Origin of the sequence: Arcicella rosea (assembly GCF_040543805.1) — a bacterium.
Classification (GTDB): Bacteria; Bacteroidota; Bacteroidia; order Cytophagales; family Spirosomataceae; genus Arcicella; species Arcicella rosea.
Window position 1 is genome coordinate 120,257 of record NZ_JBEUMS010000013.1, and the last position, 24,706, is coordinate 144,962.

The window sequence follows — 24,706 nt, forward strand, 5'->3', positions numbered from 1 at the left end:
ACATCCAGACGGAGCAATCATTTAAGGGTTAGGAATAATCTCTGGATTCAATTTGATTAAATACTGTGCAATAGGCAATACATAACGTTTACTGTCGGGAGCAAGCGTGTAAGTAACGCCATTAAATGTACGAGTAATCGTTTTTTGAAATAATGGATCATTTTTCAAACGGCGCATATCCCACCAACGAAGCATACGGAAACAGAATTCACGGCGACGTTCATTGATTACTTTTACAAGCGCATCATTGGCGGATGATGCTTCTTGTGGAACAAAAGCCGTAGCTAAAACTCTGTTTTTACGCAAAGTATTTACTAAGTTCATCGCTTGGGCTGTTTGTCCAGTTCTTGCCTGACATTCAGCTTTGATAAGCATCATTTCAGGAACAGATGGACCAATATTTCGGTTTTCGCCAAGGGCTAATTCACGATAAAAGTAACGTCCGGTATAAGTAGAAGAAATTCTTGAAGCTGGTACAGTAAAGAAATTGTATCGTTGGTCATTGGCATCAAACAAAGCAACCAAATCAGAACTCATACGCATCGCCGTTGGAGAATAAGCACTTGTTCCATAAGTAACAATTTTCGATAGTAAAATCTCAGGGTCACTGATGCGCTTTGGATGTTTCGTTACGTCGGTCATGCTCGCTAAATTATTCAGAGTAAACCGCAACGCTAAAGCGCTATCAGCATAAGCTTCTGCCAAAGCATAATTGTTCATGTACAAATAAGTACGTGACAATAAACCATAAGCCGAAGGTTTCGATGGCAAAGTATTATACAGTTGCGTTAAAGGCAAATTGGGTGTGGCCTGTTTTAAATCACTGATAATTTGCTGATAAACAGTTTCTACGTTGGCTCTATCTAATTGTTGCGAAACTGTTTGAGTAAGCAACAAAGGTACTCCTAAATCAGTAGCCGAAGTAGCACTGTATGGTTTGGCGTACTGATTAATCAGCGTCAGGTAAGCATCTGCTCTATGAACCAATGCTTCAGCTCTTAGTTTCGCTTTTTCAGACGTCGTTCCTGTACTGCTTGGTAATTCACCGATGATGGTGTTGGTTCTAAAAATACGAGCGTACATCAAATTCCAATCTGTATCATTTTCATAACTCGTATTGAGTGGGAAAATATCATCCTGCCAAGTATAGGTATTTTTATAGTACGAATAAGAAGCAAAGTTCAACGATGTTTGTTGACTAGCATCTTCCAAGGCGATGTCGTCACTGGCAAGGTCACCCAAAATAATACCTGTTTCATAAGCACTGGTATTATTCAATAAATAACGATAGTTGGCGACATCTTTGGGTACCAAACTTCCTTGTGTTTGGTATTCCACAAATTTTTCACAGCTACTTGTAAACATTCCTAGGTTTACAAGGCAAAAGAGTATGGCTATCTTTTTCACAACTTTTTTCATTAGAAGTTTACATTAAGTGAAAATGTATAAGACGGAGAAGGTGGTAATCCCAAGGTTGTACTTGTCAGTGAATTAGCAAACGATGGATCGAAACCTTCTTTATTTTTTGTCCAAATCAAACCAAGGTTACGGCTCGTCACACCCAAAGAAGCATTTTTAACGCCCACTTTATCAAGTAACATTTGTGGAACTTTATATGTTAAGGCTACTTCACGAAGACGGATATAATCGCCCGGTAATACATTGATATCTGAAAATTGATAACGGAAAAGACTCAATGATGAATAAATTCCTGCCATGCCGGGAACATTGGTGGTGAGTTCATCGCCAGCTTTTCTCCAACGTTTGGCAACATCTGCACTTAAATCATATTTCAAACCTGCGTTACGTCCTGTACCTGGGTAATTGTTGACAGTAGGTTTCATAAAAACATTTCCAAAACTATAAGTCATCAAAGTATAAAGTGAGAATGCTTTGTAACGAAGTGTAAGGTTAAGTCCACCAAAAAATGGTGCGGTTAAACGTCCTACATGTTTTAGTGCATCAATGGAAGTAATCGACTGATTTGCTGCTACTTTTTCGCCTTTTTCATTATAGATTTGAGTCATACCATTGGCGTCTAATCCTGCAAAACGATATACCATCACTTTATCTGTGGTATAACCTTTTAGCCAAGTTTGTGTAATCGGGTTCGATAACAAAGCCGAATTAGGCACAAAACGAGTATCCGTAACAAGATTGGTATTGTATGAAAAGGTGATACCGGCTTGTAATCCCCAATCTTTATGTTGGATGATTTCGCATCTCAAACCAAAATCAATTCCTTTTCCAGAAAGTGAAGTAGAGTTTCTTTTTAAAGTGTTAGTGCCATAAGTTGGGTTGATTGGGAACTCATAAATAATGTCTCTTCCTTCTTTGTTATAGAAATCTAAATTCCCATTCAAACGTCTGTTAAACAAACCAAAATCAAGACCAAGATTGAATACATAAGTGTTTTCCCAACGAAGTGTAGGGTTGGCTGGGTTTAAAATATCACCATAAGGATTAGTCGTGATAAAATCAGAACCCGCCAGATAAATACTTGTAAAAGGATACATGTCTGTAGCAATGTTTCCGTTCACGCCATAAGTTGCTCGTAGTCCTAATGAATTCACCCAAGATATACCTTTCATAAAATCTTCTTGATCCATATTCCACTTCAAACCTGTTGACCATAACGGTGTGGCACGAAATGAGCGATCTAAACCAAAGTTGTTATAATCATCATATCTTGCACTTCCAGAAAGTACATATTTATTGTTGAATGTATAAGAACCATTAGCGTAGTACGATAAATATCGACGAGTTTTATCTTGTTGATTTGGCGCTCCGCTAATTGAAGAAATCCCTCCAACAGCTGTCGTATAAGTACTTGCATAATTTACACTTTGCGAAATACCCGTTTGCATATTGTAGCCATACATTGTTGCAGAACCCTGACTTGCTGATGTTTGGCGTATTTCAGCCCCAGCAATCACATTTACTTGATGTGCCGTTCCGAAACTTTCGTTATAAGCGAGCTGTCCACGCAAACTGTAATTATTGATTTGTGTGTTTGCTTGCTGTAGTACTCCTCCTTTTGGAATAGCCGAAACCAATTGACCAGCTGAATTTGCCGTAGTGGAATTATTAATCAAGTCACGAGTGAAATAAGTCTCAACAGCATTAAATAGTCGGCTTTGCGAAAATGCACGTTCAGTACTAAAGAAACCAATGGCAGATAAACCCTTTAGTAACGGAACATTTACATTAACAGTGGCTAAGTAATTATTATCGAATGCTGTGTTGTCATACATATCTTGTTCATCAAGATGATTGTATCGCCACGGCAAATATCCTTTGGCTTCAAGTCCACTCAAATAAGTGCTATAATAAGTACGAGAATATGATACTCTGTTGCCATTAGCATCTACAAATTGGTCGTAAGGCATAAAAGTATTAGCACTTGGGTTCAGCAATGTGTTTAAGCCGATAGCCCCTTGTCTATAATTAAAAAGAGAAGCTTTTAAGTTTGTTGCAATAGTAACCTTGTTGAATACTTTAAAAGTATTGTTCAAGGTCAAGGTTAAGCGTTTTCCTTCATTCCCTTTTGTAGATGTTTGTTCACGACTATACGATAGTCCGTAGTAATAACTTGCTGCATTACTTCCGCCTGCTAACGATAAATTATATTGCTGATTTGTAGCTGGTTTGATGATGTATTGAGCAATTTGGTCTAAACTACTTCCTCTAGCACGTAAATCATTCAACGCTGTGTTATAATCTGCTTGCGAGATTCTTCCTGCATTGAATTGTAGCGTTAAATCTGTTGCCCGACTAACTGCCTGCGGGAAAAATGTTGTAGTTAAAGGATTGATGATGAGTCCTTTATTCACCATTTCTTGTTCATATTCAATCGTTTGATCGGTTGACATCAGACGAAGGTAATTTAATCGTGGACTCGTCGTAGTCATAAAATCCGTTGAAAAACTTAAGCGTGGTGCTTGGTTAAGTGACCCTTTCTTGGTTGTTACTACAATTACTCCATTAGCAGCTCTTGAACCCCAAATAGAAGCGGCAGCAGCATCTTTAAGAATCGTAATATTTTCGATGTCTCTTGGATTAAAGGTTTTTAAATCCAAATCTGTAATCGCTCCATCTACTACAATTAAAGGCATTTTTTCGCCTGAATTAGTGCTTACTCCTCTGATAACCAAGTTATAATCGGACGCTCCAATAGTACGGGTGCCACTGTTGATAGCGAAACGAGTATTATTGTAAGTAAAGGCATTATCAGATGTTAGTTGCACATCAAGTCCGGGTACTTGTCCTTCTAGTCGCTGAATAACATTTGGAACAGGGATTTTCTCCAATTCTTTGGCATTAATACTACCAAAAGCACCAGTGGCTCTTTCTTTTGGTAAAGCTTGATAACCTGTACTTACGACGGAAACTTCATTAATCATCGTTCCTGCATCTGCTTCAAGTACAATATTTACAGTACCTATTGCGCTGAGGATGACTTCACGATCTTTGTAACCGACATAAGTTACCAGTAATCTATCGCCAGCTTTCATGCCTGATAAATTGTATTCTCCACGTTCGTTGGCTGTTGTTCCTTTGCGTGTACCTTTTACCCAAACATTTGACCAAGGCAAAGCATTGCCATCAGTATTGCTAATTACTCCTCTTACGATAAGATCATCATCGTTTAGCAAAGTACTGGTAGCAGTTTCAACTCTTAGTGGTTGTGGTGTTTCGGGCGTTTGAAAAAATCGAGCATCACGAGCCACAATACTGTACGAATTGCCACTTACGTACAAAAACAATAGATTATTAGGGTATAATACATCCTTCAGAATTTCCTCTACAGAATTATTATTGAGGGCTGATGCTTTTGTATATTTTCCGCTAAGTAAATTATGCTCATAAGCAAATTTCGTTTTGAATTTCTTTTCTATGAGTGAGATTGCCTCTTTAAGAGGAATCGTTTTCTGCTGACCCAAAGCAATACAGTTCAGGAGTACCAGCAGCAGGCAGGTACCGAATAATCGGGAAATCGTATGTTTCATGTTGGTTTACCGGGATCTTAAATAAATAATTCTTCCTTCTTTATAGATATTTACGTTTAAGATGTTGGATAGAGTGTAAAGAATAGTCTCTTCGCTATTGAAGGCTATAGTTCCATCAATTTGCTTAGACGCTAGGGTTGAGTCCTCTAGAATGACTTTGTACCCATAGGTATCTTCAAAGTTGTCAATGATTTGCCTTGCGGTGAGTCCATTAACAATCATATTTCCTTCCAACCAAGCCTGAGGGACACTCATGACCTGTTGTTGAGTTTGTTTTTGCAAAATTCCATTGTAACGTACAATCTCGCCCGGTTTCATAATAATAGCATAAGGTTGATTTTCAATTTGTACGCTAATCTTCCCTTTCAGCAATGCTACTTGTACCTGTTTGCGACGTTCCTTGACGTTAAATTCTGTTCCCAATACATTAATCAACACTGAGGAAGCATGTACACTAAATTGCTCCTGAGGTTTAATTTTTATAGGGTTCGTATTCAAATGTGTTACTTTCAAAAATGCTTCTCCACTTACCCAAACTTCCCTTTTACTTTGCCATGACCAAGCTCTATGATAACTAATTGATGAATTTGCATTCAGCTTTACAATACTTTCATCTGGTAACGTAATGGTCTTTTGTTGAGCATAGTCGGTACTTATCGTTATCATTGATTGTGCATACCAATTAATCCCTACAGCTACAGCAAGTATTGCCGCCGCCGCAACAGAAGTAATGCGTAGCCAAAGAACCACTCGCTGTTTTTTCTCTTGTTGAACGATACTCGACTGGATGTCTTTTAAAAGATTATCTCCAAAAATTGCTGAAGGCTCAATGCGTTCGGCAGACATAACCATTCTTAAAACAAGGCTTGCTTGCTGATAAGCAGCCAAATTTTCAGGAGTACTTTGTTGCCAATCCTCCCAGCGCTTCCGCTCTTCTGTATTTCCTTCTTTAATCCAACGAATAAAATCTTTATCGTTTAAAAAGTCTTCAGTCGAATATGTATTGTACTTTTCCATCAATTGCCACAATTAATTTGGCTTCTATTTATACAAACCGAATAATTTTTGGGATTACCCCACAGAAGCCAACTTTTTTTACTTTTTTTTAATATTTATTTAAAATATATTTTACAAAGAATGTAAAGTGTTGAAATACAGGTTTTTGTGCCTATTTATAAAAAAGAAAATAAGATTAAGGTAGTAATAGAAAAAATAAGGATAAGGCATAAAAGCATATTGCTAAAGCCGTAAATAGCTAACAAATGCTTTATAATTAAGAAAGGTTTGGGTTTTACTTCTTTCTGAAATTATAAAATTCCTTTGAAGCGAAGAAGTAGTATAAGGCTAATAATACTTGAGTTTGGCATATCTAAAATACCACGAAGTGTTTCCAAAGCTCTGCTATTGAGCTTATAAACACCTTTTACAGAAATATCCATCATATCCGCTATTTCTTTAAACTCTAATTCTTCGAAATAACGCAGATACAATACTTCCTTTTGGCGTGGACTCAATTGATTCAGGGCTTGCAATACTTTTTGAGCTTGTTCGTCAACTTGGTCTAACCTCGCCGACTCAGCTTCAGCATTAAAATTGATTTGAAAGACTTCCGCTTCTTCCATATCAACATAATTAAGATTACTTTTTTTGGTAGATTGATTGATGATAAAATTTCGAAAAGAAGCCAGTAAGTAATAGCGAATATTATCAGTTGAGCCCGTAGTTTTACGATTCATCCAAAGCTTTACAAATAAATCATGGACGTAATCACGAACGAGTTCCTCATTTTGTAATTTTCGCATGCCGTACTCGTACAGCGATTTGTAATGCCGAGTATAAATGCTTTCGAAAGCTTCTCGCTCGCCAGACAGAAAAGCCTCCCATAAATTTATATCCTCGCTTTGCATTAACATTTTTTGTATTGTGGTTATCGTTGTTTGACAAATTTATATAAAATCTATCTTCATTTTTAAGGTGGAAAAGGCAGAATGATTACTTCTACTTATCAAATTAATGTTTTTTTTCAAAAAAAGGTCGGTTGAACGCTAAGCTATGGAGATTATATCACACAAAACCCGAAAAATTCTATTTCACTCTAGCGTTTTCAAAATTTGATTTTTATGATTTAAAGAATGAAACAATTTAATTGATTAGAAAGATTTATGAGCGTTGCCCTTCATCAACAGCTTCAAATATTTTCAAATACTTTCTTTTATTTTCGATTGCTTTGTTTCATTTTTGTGAGAATTATTTGTACAATACAAATATTGTTACAGAAGTATTCAGCGTATTATCCAAACTATGAATAGATGAAAAAACTCATTACTTTAATTGTCATTCTTCTTTTATGCCATTTTTCAAATGCGCAAAACAGTGTAGGAAAAATAGTTAGTCATATTATTGAATCGAAGGCTTTGCAAAATGTAGGTGGCGAAAATCCCAATCGCAAGATTTCGGTTTATCTTCCTCCAAATTATGAAAATACGAAGGAACGTTTCCCTGTCATTTACTATTTGCATGGCTTTATGGGAAAAGATAGCATTTACGCCAATATGAAAAACATTTTGGACGAAGGCATTCGTAAGCATAAAATTCGCCCGTTTATTCTAGTCCAAGTTGATAATTATACACTTTACGAAGGCAGTTTTTATAGTAATTCTTCGCTAACGGGCAATTGGGACGAGTTCATGGCAAAGGAATTAGTTGGCTTTATGGATAAAAATTTCAGGACTTTAGCCAATCGTGAAAATAGAGGAATTGCTGGGCATTCGATGGGCGGTTATGGTGCTTTTAAAATAGGAATGCTTCATCCAGAAGTATTTAGTAGCATTTATGCCATGAGTCCGGGCTTGTTGGCAATGGTCAAAGAATTTGGCGCAAATAGTACTTCTTTCAAGGAAGTTCAAAAAATTAAAACGCAGGAAGAATTAAAGAAAACGTATTATCCAAAAGTATTGGTGGCAGTAGCCAGAGCATGGTCACCCAACCCAAATAATCCGCCATTTTATTGTGATTTCCCATTTAGTTACGATGGCGATAAAATGATTATTAATCAAGCTGTTTTAGAAAAATGGGAAGCCAATATGCCTGTGTATATGGTGGATAAATATGCGGATAATCTTAGAAAAATGACGGCGATAAAATTGGATTGGGGACGAAATGATTCCCAACGTTTTCCAATTCAAATAGGAATGTTGAGTCAGCGATTAGAAAATTTAGGCATTAATCATTTTGCAGAAGAGTACATTGGCGACCACGGCAATAAAATTTGGTCAACCGACGGGCGTGTGTTAAATGATTTACTGCCATTTTTTAATGATTATTTGAAATTTGACTAACCCAGCATTTTTATGATACTCGCACTTTTAGGATTTTCAACGATTGCGGTTTTTCTTGTTTTAATCATGACCAAACGCATGTCGGTAATGACAGCTTTGGTTTTAACGCCAATTATATTTGGGCTTATAGCAGGTTTTAATCCTGCTGAATTAGGGAAATTTGGCTTGGATGGTATCAAACAAGTAGCGCCCACAGGTATTTTATTGATGTTTGCCGTGCTGTATTTTGCCACGATGCTGGACACAGGTTTATTTGACCCCGTGATTGCTTTTATCATCAAATCAGTAAAAGGCGACCCGCTAAAAGTAATTGTCGGAACGGCTATTTTAACGATGATTGTACATTTAGATGGTGATGGAACTGCCACTTTTATGATTGTACTTTCGGCATTTTTACCCATTTATAAACAACTAAAAATCAATCGTTTAATACTTACAACGATTGTCGCTTTGAGCGTTGGCCCTTTGCATTTAGTACCTTGGTCGGGTACTTCTGCAAGAGCTATTTCTACGCTTAAAAGCGATGCTGTCCATATTTTCAATCCAAATATTCCTGCGATTATTGGTGGGATTTTATGGGTACTTTTTGTGGCTTATCACTTCGGAAAAAAAGAACGAAATCGACTTGGAATTATTGATTTTGAATACAATCATCAAGATGAACTTAGCGAAAGTCAACGCCATTTAAGAAGACCAAAATTACTGATATTCAATGCGATATTAACGGTTTCGTTAATTACGATTCTTATCAAAGGTTGGGTTCCAGCTTCGGCATTGTTTGTTACAGCAAGTATGATTGCGCTGCTAATTAATTATCCCAAAATTGCCGACCAACAAAAAGTATTGAAAGGACATGGCACAAACATTTTCTTGGTATCAAGTATGATTTTTGCCGCAGGGATTTTTTCTGGTATTTTGACGGGTTCAAAAATGATTGATGCGATGGCGAATAGTTTGGTCAGTTTAATTCCTGAACAACATGCCAATTTATTGCCAACTTTAACCGCTTTAACCAGCTTACCAGCCAGTATCCTTTTTACACCAGATGCCTATTATTTTGGTGTTGTGCCAATTTTAAGTCAAACAGCAAACCAGTTTGGCATTGATTCACTTGAAATAGGAAGAGCCGCTTTACTTGGACAAATGACGGTTGGTTTTCCGATAAGTCCGCTGACGGCTTCAACTTTTTTGTTGGTAGGTTTAGCCGAAGTTGATTTAGGCGAACATCAGCGATTTACTTTCAAATGGGCTTTCGGAACGACGCTTGTAATGACGATTGTGGCACTTTTAACGGGTTCAATCCATATTTAATGATGAAACAAAAAATTAGAATTGGTTGTGGTGCGGGCTTTGCGGGCGATAGAATTGAACCTGCCATTGTACTTGCTGAAAAAGGAAATTTAGATTATTTGGTACTTGAATGCTTGGCAGAAAGAACGATTGCTTTAGCCCAAAAACGTAAATTACAAGACCCAAGCAAAGGTTACGACCCACTTTTGGAACGTAGAATCACATCACTTTTACCTATTTTAGTAAAAAACAAGATTTGTTTGATTACAAATATGGGTGCCGCCAATCCTGTAGAAGCCGCCAAAAAAGTAAGTGAAATCGCTCAGCAATTAGGTTTAAAAGTAAAAGTATTTGCAGTAAGTGGCGATGATGTTTTTGATAAAATAGATAAAAATGCCTTAGCGATAGAAACGAATGAACCTTTGACTACTTCGGGCGAATTGATTTCTGCCAATGCTTATTTGGGTATAGAAGGAATTTTAGAAGCTTTGAAAAACGAAGCCAATATTATCATTACAGGCAGAGTCGCCGATCCTTCTTTGTTTCTAGCACCGATGATTCATGAATTTAATTGGGCAACAGATAATTATGATTTGATGGGAAAAGGAACAGTAATTGGACATTTAATGGAATGCGCAGGACATATTACTGGCGGATATTTTGCCGACCCGATTAAAAAACCCGTTGAAAATATGGACATTCTTGGTCATCCTTTTGTGGATGTTTTTCAAGATGGTTCAGCCATTATTAGTAAAGTTGAAGGCACAGGAGGAGTGGTAAATTTACAAACAGCCAAAGAGCAATTATTGTATGAAGTAATCAATCCTTTTGAATATTTTACCCCCGATGTCATTGCAGATTTTACGACGGTGAAATTGCAAGAAATTGCTGAAAATCAAGTGAAAGTAAGTGGTGGAACTGGGAAACAAAGACCAAATACGTATAAAGTAAGTGTCGGATATAAAGCATTTTTCTTAGGCGAAGGAGAAATTTCTTATGCTGGGTCAAGTGCTTTTGAAAGAGCAGAATTGGCTGGTAACACCCTTGAAAAACGCTTGAAAAATCAATTTGATGATTTCAGAGTAGATTATATAGGCTTAAATTCTGTGCATCGTCAAAGTATTGATACTATTTCAATTCCCAACACAATGCCTGAAATTCGTTTGAGAGTGGCAGGAAAGGCAAAAACAATTGATGAAGCCACTTTAATTGGAGAAGAAGTAGAAGCACTTTATACCAATGGACCAGCAGGTGGTGGTGGCGTGCGAAAGTATGTGAATGAAGTAATAGGGATTATTTCTGTTTTAATTAATCGAGAAGATATTTTACCACAAACAAGCATTTTTGAAGCATGAAATTATATGAAATAGCCCACAGTCGAGCAGGAGATAAAGGCAATATCTCTACTTTATCGCTGATTCCTTTTGATGAAAAAGACTTCGAAAAGTTATGCCAAGAAGTAACTGTTGAAAAGGTAAAGAGTCATTTACAGGAAATTGTTGTTGGCGAAATCATTCGTTATGAAATGCCCAATGTTTCCTCTTTGCTATTTGTTTGTTACGGAGCTTTAATGAGTGGGGTCACGACCTCGTTGGCAATGGATACGCATGGAAAAGCTTTAAGTTATGCTTTGCTAGAAATGGAGATTTAGAGTAATTTTTAAAAGTTAAAAAAGGGTCAGAAGTGCTTTTAAAGGCAATTTTGACCCTTTTTTCTTTTTTCATGAATGCCATAAAACACTTATTTATCATAAAGAAAATTTTCTCAAAATAAGATTCTCCTACGGTTTTATATGCAATGCTAAAGCGAGAAAATTAGCTGTATTTTTTTGATAAAAATTTACTAAAGTACAATGATGTGTCAAAAAAATGATGTTAAATTTTCTTAAAAAACCCTTGGTATTTTAAAAATTCCAATACTACCTTTGCCTCACTATTTAAACTTAGTCCAAATAAGTTTAAGTTGCCAATCACATACAAAACTCATACATTATGAAAGTACAAGTATATTTATTTAGCTTGTTACTGTTACTCTTATCAATTCAATCTACACTTGCACAAGATAGAATACTAAAGGGGAACATTGTAATAGCAGAAACAGGAGAAGCACTTGCAGGTGCGAACGTTAAAATCAAAGGAAAAGATAGGGGAGTAAGCTCTCATAAAGATGGTAGCTTTAAGCTTGATGCTAAAGTAGGAGAAACGCTAATTGTTTCGTATGTTGGGTATCAAAAGAAAGAAATACAGGTTGAAAGTAAACATTTTACTCAAAAACTGACGATTCAATTACTTAGTGAAGTCAATCAACTCGAAGAAGTTGTTGTAACAGGAGCTTTAGGAATAAAGCGTGCATCCAGAGAATTTGGTGGGGGTGCGCAAGTAGTCAGTAATGAGTACCTAAATCAAGGGAAAACGGTTAATCCTTTGAGTGGTCTAAACAGTAAAGTAGCAGGGCTACGTATAAACATGTACGATAGTAAAGTAGATCCTCAACTACAAATTGTAATGCGTGGAAGCCGTTCGCTAAACCGAAGTAAAAACGCTCCAATTTATGTAGTTGATGGTGTGCCTGTACCTGAAATTGGGAGATTAAATCCAAACGATGTTGAGAGTATCACAATCTTGAAAGGTGCAAATGCAGCGGCTTTGTATGGTTCTGAAGGTGTAAATGGTGCAATCATGATTACTACCAAAACAGGTTCTAAAGAAAAAGGTCGTGTTACTTTTGGTCATACAACTACGTTCTCACAAGTATTCATGCTGCCTCCAGCACAAACTAAATTTGGGCAAGGCGTTAATGGCGTTTATAGTCCGACACAATATGAATCTTGGGGTCCAAGTTTTGACGGTACTTTAAAGCCGATTGGAACAGCACTTCCCGACGGAACAATTCCACAGATTACTTATGGCGCTCCTTCAAGAGATAACAGACTTGATTTATTTCAGACAGGCGTAAATATGCAAAATGACGTTTCATTCTCTGGTGGCGACGATAAATCTACTTATTTCTTCTCTTTACAAAATGTTGATATTAAAGGGATTATTCCAGAAGATGTAAGCCGAAGAACCAATGGTAGATTCAACGGAACACGTAGTTTTGGAAAACTAAAAACATCTTATAATGTCAGTTATTCAGATTTTTCAAGTGAAACTACTCCTGATGGTCCTTGGATTACGGCTTATCAATTACCTGCCAATATTGATTATAAGAGTTTGGTAAATTGGCAAGAAGCAAACAGTATGGCAAATCCGCTTTACTTCTTTACCGACCTTCAAAAAAATCCTTATCATCAAATAGATGCTTATCGTAATAGTGTAAAACAAAAGACGTTTAATGGGAAATTGGAGTTTGAATACCCAATCATGCCTTGGCTATCTATTATTGAAAGAGTTGGTTTATATACTCGTACAGCAGAAACAAGAAGTACTGTAGCAAAATTTGAAGCATCGGGTAGAAGAAATGTGAATGGTTCGGTGACAGATGGAAACGAAAATTTCAGTCGTGTTAATAATGATTTAATCCTTTCTTTTCAAAAAGAAATCGGTGATTTTTCTACAAGAATGATTGTTGGGCAAAATCTAAGAGCAGATGAAACAAAAAGTACTTCTGTTGGCTCAAGTAATTTAACTTTACCAGATTTGTTCAATCCCGGAAGCCGTATTGGCGAGCTTACTGGTAGCGTTGGGATTACGCAATATCGTTCGATGGCTGCTTATGGAGAATTAACAACTGGCTATAAAAATTACTTGTTTCTTACGCTTACTGGTAGAAACGAATGGGTTTCTGTGTTAAGTAAAGAAAACAGATCTTATTTCTATCCGGGGGTAAGTACTTCGTTTGTCTTCACTGATGCAATTGCTGCATTGAAAGAACAAAATACTTTAAGCTATGGGAAATTCTTTGCTTCGTATAACCGAACAGGAAACGTTACTTTAGACCCTTATTCGCTTAACAATGCTTATAGTCAAATCAATGGATTCCCTTTTGGAAACCTTGTAGGTTTCACGCCTAGTTCACGTTATCCGAATCCAAACATTCAACCAGAATTTGTAAAATCTATAGAAGTGGGTGCTCAGTTAGCATTTTTCAATAATCGTCTTAATGTTGAAGGAAGTTATATTCATTCTGATTCAAGAGGACAAATCTTTAATGCTACCACTTCTAGGGCTACAGGCTATAGCAGTGCGCTCGTGAATGCTGGACGTTTGACGAATGACATCGTTGAATTAACGATAAGCGGAGATATTATCCGTACTAAAAATTTACGTTGGAATACTGGATTCACTTTTGCACATATCAATAATCAGGTAAAAGAATTATATGAAGGACTTACTTCGTTTAATATCTTCCGTCAATCTTATGCCAACATCGGACAAGCGTATCCAAGTCTTCAAGTAAGTGATTATCAGCGTGACCCACAAGGACGTGTAGTAATCAATGCGTCAACTGGAGAACCTTTGATTGCATCAGACCCAGTACATCTTGGCACAATGGTACCACCTTACCAAATGGGTATCAATTCAATGCTTAAATTCAAAAACTTTACCTTGAATGCTCAATTCGACTGGAGAATGGGAGGTTGGTTGTATTCTGAAATTGTACCACGTATGTACACCGCCGGTACAGATCCAAGAACAGCAGAATTTGATAGAAAACCATTTATTTATCCTAACTCGGTTATTCAAAATGCAGATGGTACTTATACTGAAAATACAAGTGTATATTCAAAAGGAGATAAAGCATATTGGACAAAGCAAGGAGAAGTTCAAAGTAATACGGCTGCTAAATCAGATTATTTCAAACTTAGAGAGTTGAATATTAGCTACTCTATTCCATCTAAAGTATTAGGAAATAGACGTTTTTTCAAGGAAGCAACCATTGGTTTTGTAGCGAATAACTTATTCATTATCAGACACAAAGATAATAATTATGGTGATCCAGAATACTTGTACAATACGACGGATGGTTATATCAGTTTCAGACAAGTACCTCCTTACAGAACGTATGGCTTCACATTTAATATTGGATTCTAATTAAAAAGAAAATGAAAAATATACTTAAATTATTTTTACTGTTTATCTCCGTATCACTCTCTGGATGCAGTGATTTCTTGGATGTAAATGATAATCCAAACTCGCCTGTTTCGGAAAACTTAAGCTTGAGTGCCAAATTACCTGCTGCTTTGGTCAGTTCAGTGAATCAGGAAACTATTCAAATAAACCAAATTGGTGCTTTTTGGGGTGGTTATTGGGGAACAAGTAGCGAAGGTGTGAACCTTTTTCCTGATATGAAAAATTATAATGGGCCAGCTATTCGTCACCAAAGAGATGGTATTCCTGTTTGGGAAAATGCCTACACGAATATCCTTTATTATCAGCTTATCAGAGAACAAGCAACAACTGAACAAGCATCATTTTATGCGGGTATTGCAAAAATTATGCAGGCATGGCATTTCTTAAGATTAGTCGATTTTTATAATAACATTCCGTTCGACGAAGGACTTCAAGGCACTAAATTCCCAACGCCAAAATACGAAACAGGGAAAAGTGTATATGAAAAGTCTATTGCTTTAATTTCAGAAGGAATGACTGATATAAAGTCTGCCACTGCTGGTAGCCAGCCTAATGCTGACGATATACTTTTCAAAGGGAATAAAGTATTATGGTTGAAATTTGCCAACACAGTTAAATTACGGGCATTATTGCGTCAAAGTGAAGCGAACAATGCGGCATACATCACTGCTGAAATGCAAAAAATTGTGCAAGAAGGAAGTGGCTTTTTAGGTGTTGGAGAATCCGCAACCATTCAGCCGGGCTATTTATTAACTGCTGGAAAAATGAATCCTTTCTGGGAAAATTATTATCGCAACGTGCAAGGTGTTACTACTGCCAATTACACCGATATTAGACCGACAAGCTTTGCTCTTCAACAATATCAATTACGCAATGACCCTAGAATAGCGCAATTGTATGTAGCAGTAAATGGTGAGTACAAAGGAGTATTGTTTGGAAATCCAAATGCTGAAAGCCAATATAATAGAAATGTTACTTCTGCCTTTAAAGGACCACAAGAAAATATAAACCGTGCGGCAGGTCTTTTCAAAAGTGCAACTCAGGCTTCTGTCATGTTGAGTTCTTTTGAGAGTTTATTTCTTCAAGCAGAAGCAGCACAGCGAGGATGGTTAAACCAATCGGCAAAATCATTGTACGAACAAGCCATCTCAGAATCATTTGTTTATACGGGTGTTGCTACCACGCAATTGCCCGCTTATATTGCTCAAACCAATGTGGCATTCAATGAAACTATTTCAAGAATCATTGAACAAAAATGGCTTGCAATCAACAGCATAAACAGTATTGAAGCATGGAACGATTTCAGACGTTTAGGAATTCCTGCCATTCCAAATTCGTTGGATGCAGCTTCTCCCAATGACAGACCTCTACGTTTTATGTATCCTGAAACAGAACGACAAACCAACAACGTGGAAGCATCAAAACAAGGAAGTGATGATATGATTTCTGCCCGTGTTTGGTGGGATGCTAATTAGAATAATCTAATTCATTCGTTGTCTAATAATCCTAAAAAGCTGTCGAAATTAGTTTTTCGACAGCTTTTTAGGATTTTACAATTCGGGATGATTCTTGTTTTTAAAATACAATTTTCCCATCATGCAACAACGAAGTAACTGGCGATACTCTAGCGACAGCTTCTGCAGAACAACTGGCATCTAAAAATGCCAGATTAGCTTTATCGCCAATTTTTGGCCATTGTTGATTGCCTTTGTCGTCAAGAGGAAGGATGTCGCCCGTGGCAATTTTGAGACTTCTTGACAATGAAAATTCAGTATTATAGCCATACAATTGAGCCATCAAATTGGCTTTTTGTAAAACACTACCCGTACCGTAAGTATTCCAATGGTCTATGATACTATCGTTTCCTGTGACTACCTTCACATTGTATTTGTACAAAGTAGGAATCGGCATGATTAACGAACCAATCGGGATTGTCGAAGCAATACCCATCTGAGATGCACCCAATTTTTCAGCTATTTCTTCTTGTTTGGTTTTCTCTAATTTTCCCAACACAAAACAATGACTTACAAAGGTTTTTCCTTTCAGCACTGGATTTTCATTGACTTTTTCGATTAAATATTCCACCGTTTTTAAGCCCGATTCTCCAGATTCATGCAAGTGAATATCAATCCCTTTGTTGTTGTCTATAGCAAGTTGTACAGTAAAATCAATCGTCTTTTCGATCGCTCCATCAATCGTAAATGGGTCAACGCCACCAATAAAATCAATGTCCATTTGTGCCGCATCTTTCAAGTACGGAACAGAATCTGTATAAAATACACCGTGTTGTGGAAAAGCTACTAATTCCGTACTAAAGCTATTTTTCTTGTTTTCGAGTGCTTTTTGTAAGTTTTTGAGCGATTGTAATTTTGAAGTAGGTTCAATATTTACATGGCTTCGGGCAAAACCTGTTCCTTTGGATTGTAGCAATTCAATAAGCTTTTCGGCTTTGTAAGTAGAAGTTTTTAAAAGCTCTGGCAAGATTTTCTGTTCTAAGGCAATCATGCCCTTTACGCCATTCGTTCTTTTGCGAATAGCCTGCCATTTATCTCCATAAAAAGTTTTATCTAAATGGATGTGCATATCTCTAAACGAAGGAAGCATCAAATGTCCTTTGGCATCAATCGCTTTGGCATTGGGTTGATTAGGAGCAATATTCGTGATTTTGCCATTTTCAATTTCTACCAAAAATAAAGCGGTTTTTGTAGCGATTACTTCGCCTTCTTCGTAGTCAAAACCTGTTTCTAAACGGACATTTTTAAAGCTTAATTTATCTTTTATTGAAGGAATAATGTTTTCTGAAGGAAGATTTTCAGTTGAAAATCCTTTTGAAACAGATAACCCTGCCATCGCAAGAGTAGTGTTTTTGAGAAAGTCTTTACGGGATATATTATCTTGAGTGTTCATCGTATCGTCTGTTGTTTGAATTTGTACAAAAGTACCAATGAAACAACAAGAATTGTAATACTTAATAGGCAAAAACGATTAGCGTTTTTAACTTTTAAGAGAATCTAATACTTCAAAAAGTGATGATATATACTTTTATTGAAGATTGATGAGTAAATTTGACTATTAATTTAAAACCCCTCTAAATGATTAAGACGCTTGTGTATTGTCTATTTCTGAAAAAATCACTCAATGCTTGTTTCCTTACAATGAAAAAAATATTTATCCTTTTACTCCTGATAATTGGTTTCAATACTTCCGCTCAAGTACTTCGTAAAAGAGCCGTTAAACTGATGGGAAGCCGTTTTGATATTAGCATAGTTGCCAATGATGCTTTGTCGGCTGAAAATAATATTGATAGTGTAATTGCAGAAGTTACAAGAATTGAAAACCTTATTTCCGACTGGAAAAGTGATACGCAAGTATCGGAAGTAAACAGAAATGCAGGCATAAAACCAGTACGAGTAGATGCTGAAGTTTTTGCCCTGACTGAAAGAGCAATCAATTTATCTAAAATAACAGGCGGTGCTTTTGACATTAGTTTTGCGGCAATGGATAGAATCTGGAAATTTGATGGCTCAATGAAACAGATGCCAAGCCCCGAAGCTATCAAAAAATCGGTGGAAAAAGTGGGTTACGAAAACATTGAATTGAACAAAGAAAATTCTACCATTTTCTTAAAACGCAAAGGCATGAAAATTGGCTTTGGAGCATTAGGCGAAGGCTATGCAACAGACAGATGCCGAGATATGATGTTGGCAAAAGGCATTAAAGCGGGTATCGTAAATGGTTCGGGAGATATGAGTACTTGGGGGAAAAATCCAAACGGCAATGCGTGGTCGGTCGGCATTACGAATCCGATGAAAAAAGATACTCTTTTTGCCATCATTCCATTGGTACAAAGTGCGGTGGTAACGTCTGGCAGTTATGAAAAATTTGTGGTTTTCAATGGCAAGCGATATGCTCATATCATTAACCCCGTAACGGGCTACCCAGCCACAGGGCTTTGTAGTGTAACCGTATTAGGACCAAGTGCCGAAGTTGCCAATGGTTTTAGCACTTCTATCATGGTTTTGGGCAAAAAAGCAGGTTTAAAACTCCTCAAAAAATATCCAGACTATCAAGCCATTTTGATTTCAGACAACGGTACAATCTTCTCTACACCCAATATTGATGTTTCAAAGTATCATGTGAAGTAGGAGTACTTGGAAGTCATACCTTGAGTATTTAGGAGAGTACAATCTATCTAAAAGAATCATCAATCCATCTCTGAGATGGGAGAGCCTATCATTTTGATAGGACGAGCTATCTAAATGATAGGTTGTCGGGTATTTTTTGCGGTTTTTTGCGTGAAAAAGATAGGATTTTCTATCTCGGAGATAGGTTTGCCTATCTTTTTTACGCAATTTTCCGTATAAATATGAAGAAAACCGCAATTTAGCAATATCTGGGCATTGTTGCCCGTGGTGACACGGGCAACGGCAATCAAAATAACTCAGCAGTCATGCCATGAATATTAATGATAATCCCTCATTCACAATTCACCATTAATAACAGTCCATCAAAATCTGTCCATGCGATTGGAAGTAGCTTACACTTTTTCCGGTTTTTTCTTGGCAAATATTATCCAGTACTTCAACCACATCTTTTTGCATGGCTAGCGAGCCACAAATCATAATTACGCCTTTGTTCTGTAACACTTCGGCAAATTGTTCGGCATCTCGTTTTACTAAATCGCCTACATATTGTTTCGTTCCTTCTCTCGATAAAGCGATATTCAAGCCTTGTAATTGCTGATTTTCTTGAAATGCTTTGAGCGATGCTTGGTAAATTTCTAAAGAAGTATTAGCTCTGAAACCGCAATAAAGCTGTGAAGGAATCTGCTTTTTATTTTGACTAATCATGCCCAGAAAAGGAGCAATACCTGTTCCGTTACAAATCATCATCACAGAACTCGCTTTTTTAGGAAAATGAAAAGCTTTATTTCTGACGATTTTGGCAGAAATCGTTTCCTCAGCATTCAAATTGTATAAGTAATTTGAGCCTAAACCGTTTGCGTGAAGTTTAACGCTCAATTGAATTTCTTTGTCAATCAATCCAATCGAATACAATCTTTCTCGGTGGTCGTTGGCTGGATAAATCGCCAATAAATCACCAGAAGTAACTTTTACTTTTTCTTGTGGAGCGAGGCGAAGCATAAAAGTATCTTCCGAAAAAGTATCTTTTGTATGTTGAAGCACTTTTAAAATACTCAGTTCTTCTACTTTAGGACGCTCAATTTTCAAGGAAATTGACAAATTCGTTTGCTGTGTCCAAGCTTCAGCCCATAAACCAAAATCGTCAGGCGACTTGTCGGCAACAGTATGTATGCCCACCAAAGGTTTTGCCCAATTTTGCTGATTCAATAATTGATTTACTTCAAAAGCAAACTGACAAAAATCTGGATAAGCATGTGAACCAAAGCCCAAAACTGAAAAGCGAATTGGATTCGGTTGTGAATATTTTGCGAGCAATGAAGCAAACTTTTGGGCATTGGTCGGAGCATCGCCTAAGCCATAAGTGGCGGTCATCACCAATAAATATTCAGCTTTTGGATAAACTTGATATTGATTCATTTCAGCCAAAAACGATTTTTCTCCGTTTTGAATCAACTGCTCATGAACCGACGAAGCAAACTGTAAAGTACTTCCGTTTTCAGAACCCACCAAAATCACAAACTTACTTTCTTCGGCACTGTACTTGTTTTTGATGCCTTTTGCTCTTCTTTTAAAAGTAATCGCAAAGCCAGAATAGATGAAAAACAGAATATTGCAAGAAGCAATTGCCAAAATAATTGCCCAAAGTGAATTAACTCTACCAGTATGCAGGTCGAGACTCAGATTGGTCAATAATTGAGCTTGGGGATATTGTTTTTCAGCAAGAATTTCTCCTGTAATTTGGTTGACGGCAAGTTCTCTATCTTTCAGTTTAAAAGTATAATAATCCTCTACATCTTCTGAAAAAGGAAATTCTATGCTTTCTACTTCTGATAGTTTGGTGTTTTTAAAAATCGTAAAGTCTTCTGGTTTTTGTACTGGCGAAGATTTTATCGCATCAAAATCTACTTGTAAGGATACTTTTTCGCTTTTGATGAGCTCAAATCTGACCAAAGAAAGATACGTTCCCGTCAGAGCAATCACGAAGATGGGAATTAATGACAAACGTCCTAAAACCACATGGTAATATTGCGCAAAATTCTCTTTGACGATTTTGGTAAAAAAACGTTTCACGCCTCTTTGTCGCTGAATGATAAGTATCGTTCCAGAAATGGTAATCAGGAGTAATAAAAAAGCCGTTAAACCAATAAAAAAACGACCCGTTTCATGGATGAAAAGAGAGCGGTGTAAATCGGTTGTCCATTGAAAAAACTCATTTTTCGGAGAAGGCACACCCAAAACTTTACCATCAAGTGGATTGACATAAAAAGAAGCATTTTTGCCGTCTATATCACTCGCTTTTATCAAAACAGAATGATTGGCATTAACACTTAATTCACTAATATCTGGATATTTTTCCCTGAGTTTAGGAAGTGTCTGAGATAGATTAATGTTTTTAAAATCATCTACCTTATAAGCATTTACGTTGTTGACGATTGGTTCAAAAGCAAGGATAACACCCGTTATCGAAGCCAGTGTAAGGAATAAAAAAGAAGATACAGCCAGTATTAAGTGGCTGTATCTCCAGATTGAAATAGTCATAGATGGATGATGTGTTAGTTAGTACTAAAACGTACATAGCGGATATAACCTGTACCTTCGCTTTTAGCAGAAAGTCCTTCCGTCGTTAACGGAACTTCAAGGTCTTTAACATAATATGGTTTGTCTTCTACCGCACTTTCAAAACGCAATTTATAGTTTGCATTAAGCTTTGAATTTTCAATTTCGAAAACGATAACACTTCTATCGCCACCAGCAGCAGAAGCTCCTGTGATAGCACTAATATTACTTGGTTTTTTAGAATATGCTTTATGCCATTCTTTTAAACTTTTATACCATTTTTTATCGGCACCTAATACATACAAAGTTTTGTCATAAGCACCTTTTGCATCTACAACAGATACAACGATGTATGCCCCTTCACCCATGTAGTTAGTCATTTGAATCATACATTTGTACTTGGTAGTAGCTGTTTGTGCTGATGAAGTAAAAGATTGAACAAGGCTTAATAGAATAACAAAAAAGCCAATTTTACAGAAATTACGCATAATTTATTGAGTGAATGTGTGAATGAGTGATTTAGTTGTGAATGAGTGAGTTGTGAGTTAGTGAATTGTTGTAATTGTTTGATAATTAATAAATTACTAATCACCAATCACTATTTACTAATCACTAATTCACAACTCACTCATTCATTAAATCACTAATTTTATTTTAAAAAATTGATAGATACTTTACTTTTAGCTAATGTTTCGTTTTCGCTTGCTAAATCAAAAGCTGTTTCTTTGAAATTGGTAACAGATTCTTTCTGAGCACCAATTGATAAAAGATATTTTAAGATGGCATCATCTTTGGCAATCATCGCAGCTCTGTGCAAAGCGGTAAGTCCTTCGCTATTTTTAGCATTTACATCAACCCCCATTGCTTGAACACGCTTCAACAAAGATAAATCACTTTTAGCAATCGCTAAATGAAACAATGTGTTGCCATTTTTTTGTGGAGTCTTCGCATTAAAACCTTTTTCTTGAAGTACTTTTAATTTCGTATCGAAGTCTTCTGGTTTTGGACCATTAAATGCTTGGCGACCTTCTCCGCTACTGTACGACTGAACAAGATAAGCAGCAAGATTATCGCCATTGTTATCCGTTACATTTATCGAAGCTCCTTTGTTTAACAAATACTGTACAATTTCTGGTGAATTACTACGAACAGCCATCGCTAAAGCCGTTACTCCTTTTAAATTACCTTGATTGATATTTTTTACATGAGGAAGTAACAAGCCTAAAGCACTTGTATCACGACTTGACGAAGCCGCATTCATCAATACTGTATTTCCATCATTATCAGCTTTGTTCACATCAACACCCTTTGCTAAGAAATAAGCGATAATATCATTTTGCTTAGGTTTACGCACGATAAAATGAAGTGCATTTTCTCCACTTTTGCTGATAGCCGTTGGTTTTAATTTCAAACTTTCAAGAAATTGATATACTTCAATCGTATTTGCCCCACGACGACTACCTTGTGCAGCCAAAACAAAGGCTTGGTCAGTAGCACTTACTCCTTTTTCTAACAAAGTCTTTAATGCAGCAATATTTCCACTTCTGGCTACATAAGCAAATGCGTTGTTTCCTTCGGCATCAGTACTTTTTAAATCAAGTCCTTTCGATACAAAATAATTGGTCAATACAAGGTCTTTGTCATTTGCCACAGCCAATAAAAGTGCATTGGCTCCATCATGGTTAAGGTCTTTTTTCAAATTAGCACCACTACGTAAGCAAATATCATACACTTGAGTATTCGTTTGTCCGCCTGTAGCAGCAAAGTTTAAGGGCGTAAACCCGTGGCTATCTTCTACATTCGCTTTTGCACCTTTCGCTACTAAAAACTCCATAATTTCCACATTGCCTTTACTAGCAGCCCAGTGTAAGTAAGTACGACCATCGTGAGTTAATTTATCGGTTGTATTTCCAGCCTGAGATAATAAAAATTTAATAGACTCATTAGGTGCTTGTGCATTAATAGCCATCACTACTGGGTCAAAAGACATAGCATTGAGTTGCGATGGATTATTACCTTTCTCTACTTCAGCCTTAATCGCACTTACGCTAGGTTGGTTTTTCCAAAATGACTGATCCAACAGTACATTTTGTTGCGATTTCGCTGTGAATGAAACAACTGTAAATAATGCAATGATTAGTTTTTTCATGATAATATTTTGAAATACTTGTTTAATGATAATTAAAATGACTTAGACTACTTGGCATCTAATTAGTAAAATCAAGGTCATTTATTTAGACTGATTATAAATTATCGTAAAAGTAGTGAGTTTCTTTTTATTAAAAAATTGAAATAGAAAAAGAATCACATTAAAATGATATAAGTCTATTATCTGCATACAATTTTAAAAATGTCCAGACTTAATGCAAATTTCCTACAACGAGCTAAAATTATACTTGAAACGGAGCTAAGAATAGCTAAAAATCTCTCTAATCTTAAACTGATTTAAAGACTGAAATATTGGATAAAATTAAATCAGTATTGGGAATATCTTAATAAATTTTATTTGCAACAACATTGCAAATAAAACAGGTTGTCCTATATTTGCAATATTGTTGCAAATATAAAAAAAGTCAATAGACATGTTAACAGCTAAAAATTTAACAAAAAGATATGATAATCAAATAGCACTCAACTGTTTGAATTTAACTATTAATGAAGGTGAAATTTTCGCCTTGTTAGGACAAAACGGAGCGGGTAAAACTACAACCATTAATTTGTTCTTGGGCTTTATAGAACCAAGTGAAGGAACAGTTTCCATCAATAATATTTCTGTAAGTGATAATGTACTTGAAACCAAACAATATTTAGCGTATATACCTGAAACGGTAATGCTTTATCCAAACTTAACAGGCATCGAAAACCTTGAATTTTTTAGTTCGTTGGCAGGCTTTTCCTATTCAAAAAAGGAACTCAGTGCTTTTTTGAGTAAAGCCGGGCTTCAAGAAACTGCTCATCAGCAAAATTTAGGAGGATATTCAAAAGGAATGCGCCAAAAAGTGGGTATTGCAATCGCCATTGCCAAAAATGCTAAAGCTTTGCTCTTGGATGAACCTACTTCTGGTTTAGACCCAAAAGCTTCGAACGAATTCTCAGAAATCTTGAAAGAACTTTCTAACAACGGAACGGCAATTTTGATGGCAACGCATGATATTTTCCGTGCCAAAGAAGTAGCACATCGCATCGGAATAATGAAAGAAGGCAATTTGGTTTCGGTGATTAATGCCAAAGATATTTCAGCCAACGAATTAGAACAATTGTATTTGCAAACGGTATAAAACCTAACACACAAAATA

At 36.4% G+C, this 24,706-nt stretch carries 16 protein-coding genes; 8 read left to right on the forward strand and 8 right to left on the reverse strand.

The features are described from left to right. Positions 1 to 21 precede the first annotated feature (21 nt). From ABID42_RS16725 to ABID42_RS16740, 4 genes are all read right to left on the reverse strand, one after another. Positions 22 to 1,419 carry a RagB/SusD family nutrient uptake outer membrane protein gene (locus ABID42_RS16725; RefSeq protein WP_367284648.1) on the reverse strand — a complete coding sequence of 466 codons (1,398 nt, stop codon included), beginning with the start codon at positions 1,417 to 1,419 and terminating at the stop codon, positions 22 to 24. Next, complete coding sequence (locus ABID42_RS16730; protein ID WP_367284649.1) at positions 1,419 to 5,009, reverse strand: SusC/RagA family TonB-linked outer membrane protein; 3,591 nt, start codon at positions 5,007 to 5,009, stop codon at positions 1,419 to 1,421. Before ABID42_RS16730 ends, ABID42_RS16725 begins: the two co-directional genes overlap by 1 nt. 6 nt (positions 5,010 to 5,015) lie before the next feature. Then, complete coding sequence (locus ABID42_RS16735; protein WP_367284650.1) at positions 5,016 to 6,026, reverse strand: FecR family protein; 1,011 nt, start codon at positions 6,024 to 6,026, stop codon at positions 5,016 to 5,018. Between the two features lie 290 nt (positions 6,027 to 6,316). Further along, entirely contained in the window at positions 6,317 to 6,922 is a 606-nt protein-coding gene (locus ABID42_RS16740) for an RNA polymerase sigma factor (RefSeq protein ID WP_367284651.1), read from the reverse strand. A gap of 396 nt (positions 6,923 to 7,318) precedes the next feature. Here ABID42_RS16740 and ABID42_RS16745 point away from each other — a divergent pair, with 396 nt between their 5' ends. The 6 genes from ABID42_RS16745 to ABID42_RS16770 all read left to right on the forward strand — a co-directional run bounded on the left by ABID42_RS16745 (position 7,319) and on the right by ABID42_RS16770 (position 16,184). After that, positions 7,319 to 8,347, forward strand: a complete 1,029-nt coding sequence (locus ABID42_RS16745; protein ID WP_367284652.1) for an alpha/beta hydrolase — start codon at positions 7,319 to 7,321, stop codon at positions 8,345 to 8,347. Between the two features lie 15 nt (positions 8,348 to 8,362). Continuing rightward, positions 8,363 to 9,658 carry a CitMHS family transporter gene (locus ABID42_RS16750; RefSeq protein WP_367284706.1) on the forward strand — a complete coding sequence of 432 codons (1,296 nt, stop codon included), beginning with the start codon at positions 8,363 to 8,365 and terminating at the stop codon, positions 9,656 to 9,658. Positions 9,659 to 9,660: 2 nt separating this feature from the next. Next, a complete protein-coding gene (locus tag ABID42_RS16755) occupies positions 9,661 to 10,992 on the forward strand; it encodes an acyclic terpene utilization AtuA family protein (RefSeq protein WP_367284707.1) in 1,332 nt (443 codons plus the stop codon). Then, entirely contained in the window at positions 10,989 to 11,288 is a 300-nt protein-coding gene (locus tag ABID42_RS16760) for an AtuA-related protein (protein WP_323689319.1), read from the forward strand. The genes ABID42_RS16755 and ABID42_RS16760 overlap by 4 nt, the downstream gene beginning before the upstream one ends. Positions 11,289 to 11,628: 340 nt before the next feature. Beyond that, positions 11,629 to 14,670 (forward strand): SusC/RagA family TonB-linked outer membrane protein, encoded by a 3,042-nt coding sequence (locus ABID42_RS16765; protein WP_367284653.1) that lies wholly within the window; start codon positions 11,629 to 11,631, stop codon positions 14,668 to 14,670. Positions 14,671 to 14,681: 11 nt separating this feature from the next. Beyond that, on the forward strand, positions 14,682 to 16,184 hold the full coding sequence (locus ABID42_RS16770) for a SusD/RagB family nutrient-binding outer membrane lipoprotein (RefSeq protein WP_367284654.1): 1,503 nt from the start codon (positions 14,682 to 14,684) through the stop codon (positions 16,182 to 16,184). Positions 16,185 to 16,284: 100 nt separating this feature from the next. On the opposite strand, the gene ABID42_RS16775 is transcribed toward ABID42_RS16770, so the two are convergent. Next, on the reverse strand, positions 16,285 to 17,616 hold the full coding sequence (locus ABID42_RS16775; RefSeq protein ID WP_367284655.1) for an amidohydrolase: 1,332 nt from the start codon (positions 17,614 to 17,616) through the stop codon (positions 16,285 to 16,287). Between the two features lie 248 nt (positions 17,617 to 17,864). Between ABID42_RS16775 and ABID42_RS16780 the strand changes: the two genes are divergently transcribed. Then, positions 17,865 to 18,854: an FAD:protein FMN transferase gene (locus tag ABID42_RS16780; protein WP_367284656.1), complete on the forward strand. Its 990-nt coding sequence runs from the start codon at positions 17,865 to 17,867 to the stop codon at positions 18,852 to 18,854. A gap of 348 nt (positions 18,855 to 19,202) precedes the next feature. On the opposite strand, the gene ABID42_RS16785 is transcribed toward ABID42_RS16780, so the two are convergent. From ABID42_RS16785 to ABID42_RS16795, 3 genes are all read right to left on the reverse strand, one after another. Continuing rightward, the gene (locus ABID42_RS16785; protein WP_367284657.1) at positions 19,203 to 21,392 is read right to left on the reverse strand and encodes a PepSY domain-containing protein; all 2,190 of its coding nucleotides are present in this window, start codon (positions 21,390 to 21,392) and stop codon (positions 19,203 to 19,205) included. A 14-nt stretch (positions 21,393 to 21,406) separates the two neighbouring features. Next, positions 21,407 to 21,898, reverse strand: coding sequence for a DUF2271 domain-containing protein (locus ABID42_RS16790; protein WP_367284658.1), 492 nt, complete (start codon positions 21,896 to 21,898; stop codon positions 21,407 to 21,409). 161 nt (positions 21,899 to 22,059) lie between these two features. Then, the gene (locus ABID42_RS16795) at positions 22,060 to 23,559 is read right to left on the reverse strand and encodes an ankyrin repeat domain-containing protein (protein WP_367284659.1); all 1,500 of its coding nucleotides are present in this window, start codon (positions 23,557 to 23,559) and stop codon (positions 22,060 to 22,062) included. 433 nt (positions 23,560 to 23,992) lie between these two features. Between ABID42_RS16795 and ABID42_RS16800 the strand changes: the two genes are divergently transcribed. Then, a complete protein-coding gene (locus tag ABID42_RS16800) occupies positions 23,993 to 24,688 on the forward strand; it encodes an ABC transporter ATP-binding protein (protein ID WP_367284660.1) in 696 nt (231 codons plus the stop codon). Positions 24,689 to 24,706 lie beyond the last annotated feature (18 nt).

Coding starts and splice junctions, on each gene's coding strand:
- ABID42_RS16725 (WP_367284648.1), bottom strand. CDS start 1,419: ATGAAAAAAGTTGTGAAAAAGATAGCCATACTCTTTTGCCTTGTAAAC.
- ABID42_RS16730 (WP_367284649.1), bottom strand. CDS start 5,009: ATGAAACATACGATTTCCCGATTATTCGGTACCTGCCTGCTGCTGGTA.
- ABID42_RS16735 (WP_367284650.1), bottom strand. CDS start 6,026: ATGGAAAAGTACAATACATATTCGACTGAAGACTTTTTAAACGATAAA.
- ABID42_RS16740 (WP_367284651.1), bottom strand. CDS start 6,922: ATGTTAATGCAAAGCGAGGATATAAATTTATGGGAGGCTTTTCTGTCT.
- ABID42_RS16745 (WP_367284652.1), top strand. CDS start 7,319: ATGAAAAAACTCATTACTTTAATTGTCATTCTTCTTTTATGCCATTTT.
- ABID42_RS16755 (WP_367284707.1), top strand. CDS start 9,661: ATGAAACAAAAAATTAGAATTGGTTGTGGTGCGGGCTTTGCGGGCGAT.
- ABID42_RS16760 (WP_323689319.1), top strand. CDS start 10,989: ATGAAATTATATGAAATAGCCCACAGTCGAGCAGGAGATAAAGGCAAT.
- ABID42_RS16765 (WP_367284653.1), top strand. CDS start 11,629: ATGAAAGTACAAGTATATTTATTTAGCTTGTTACTGTTACTCTTATCA.
- ABID42_RS16770 (WP_367284654.1), top strand. CDS start 14,682: ATGAAAAATATACTTAAATTATTTTTACTGTTTATCTCCGTATCACTC.
- ABID42_RS16775 (WP_367284655.1), bottom strand. CDS start 17,616: ATGAACACTCAAGATAATATATCCCGTAAAGACTTTCTCAAAAACACT.
- ABID42_RS16780 (WP_367284656.1), top strand. CDS start 17,865: ATGAAAAAAATATTTATCCTTTTACTCCTGATAATTGGTTTCAATACT.
- ABID42_RS16785 (WP_367284657.1), bottom strand. CDS start 21,392: ATGACTATTTCAATCTGGAGATACAGCCACTTAATACTGGCTGTATCT.
- ABID42_RS16790 (WP_367284658.1), bottom strand. CDS start 21,898: ATGCGTAATTTCTGTAAAATTGGCTTTTTTGTTATTCTATTAAGCCTT.
- ABID42_RS16795 (WP_367284659.1), bottom strand. CDS start 23,559: ATGAAAAAACTAATCATTGCATTATTTACAGTTGTTTCATTCACAGCG.
- ABID42_RS16800 (WP_367284660.1), top strand. CDS start 23,993: ATGTTAACAGCTAAAAATTTAACAAAAAGATATGATAATCAAATAGCA.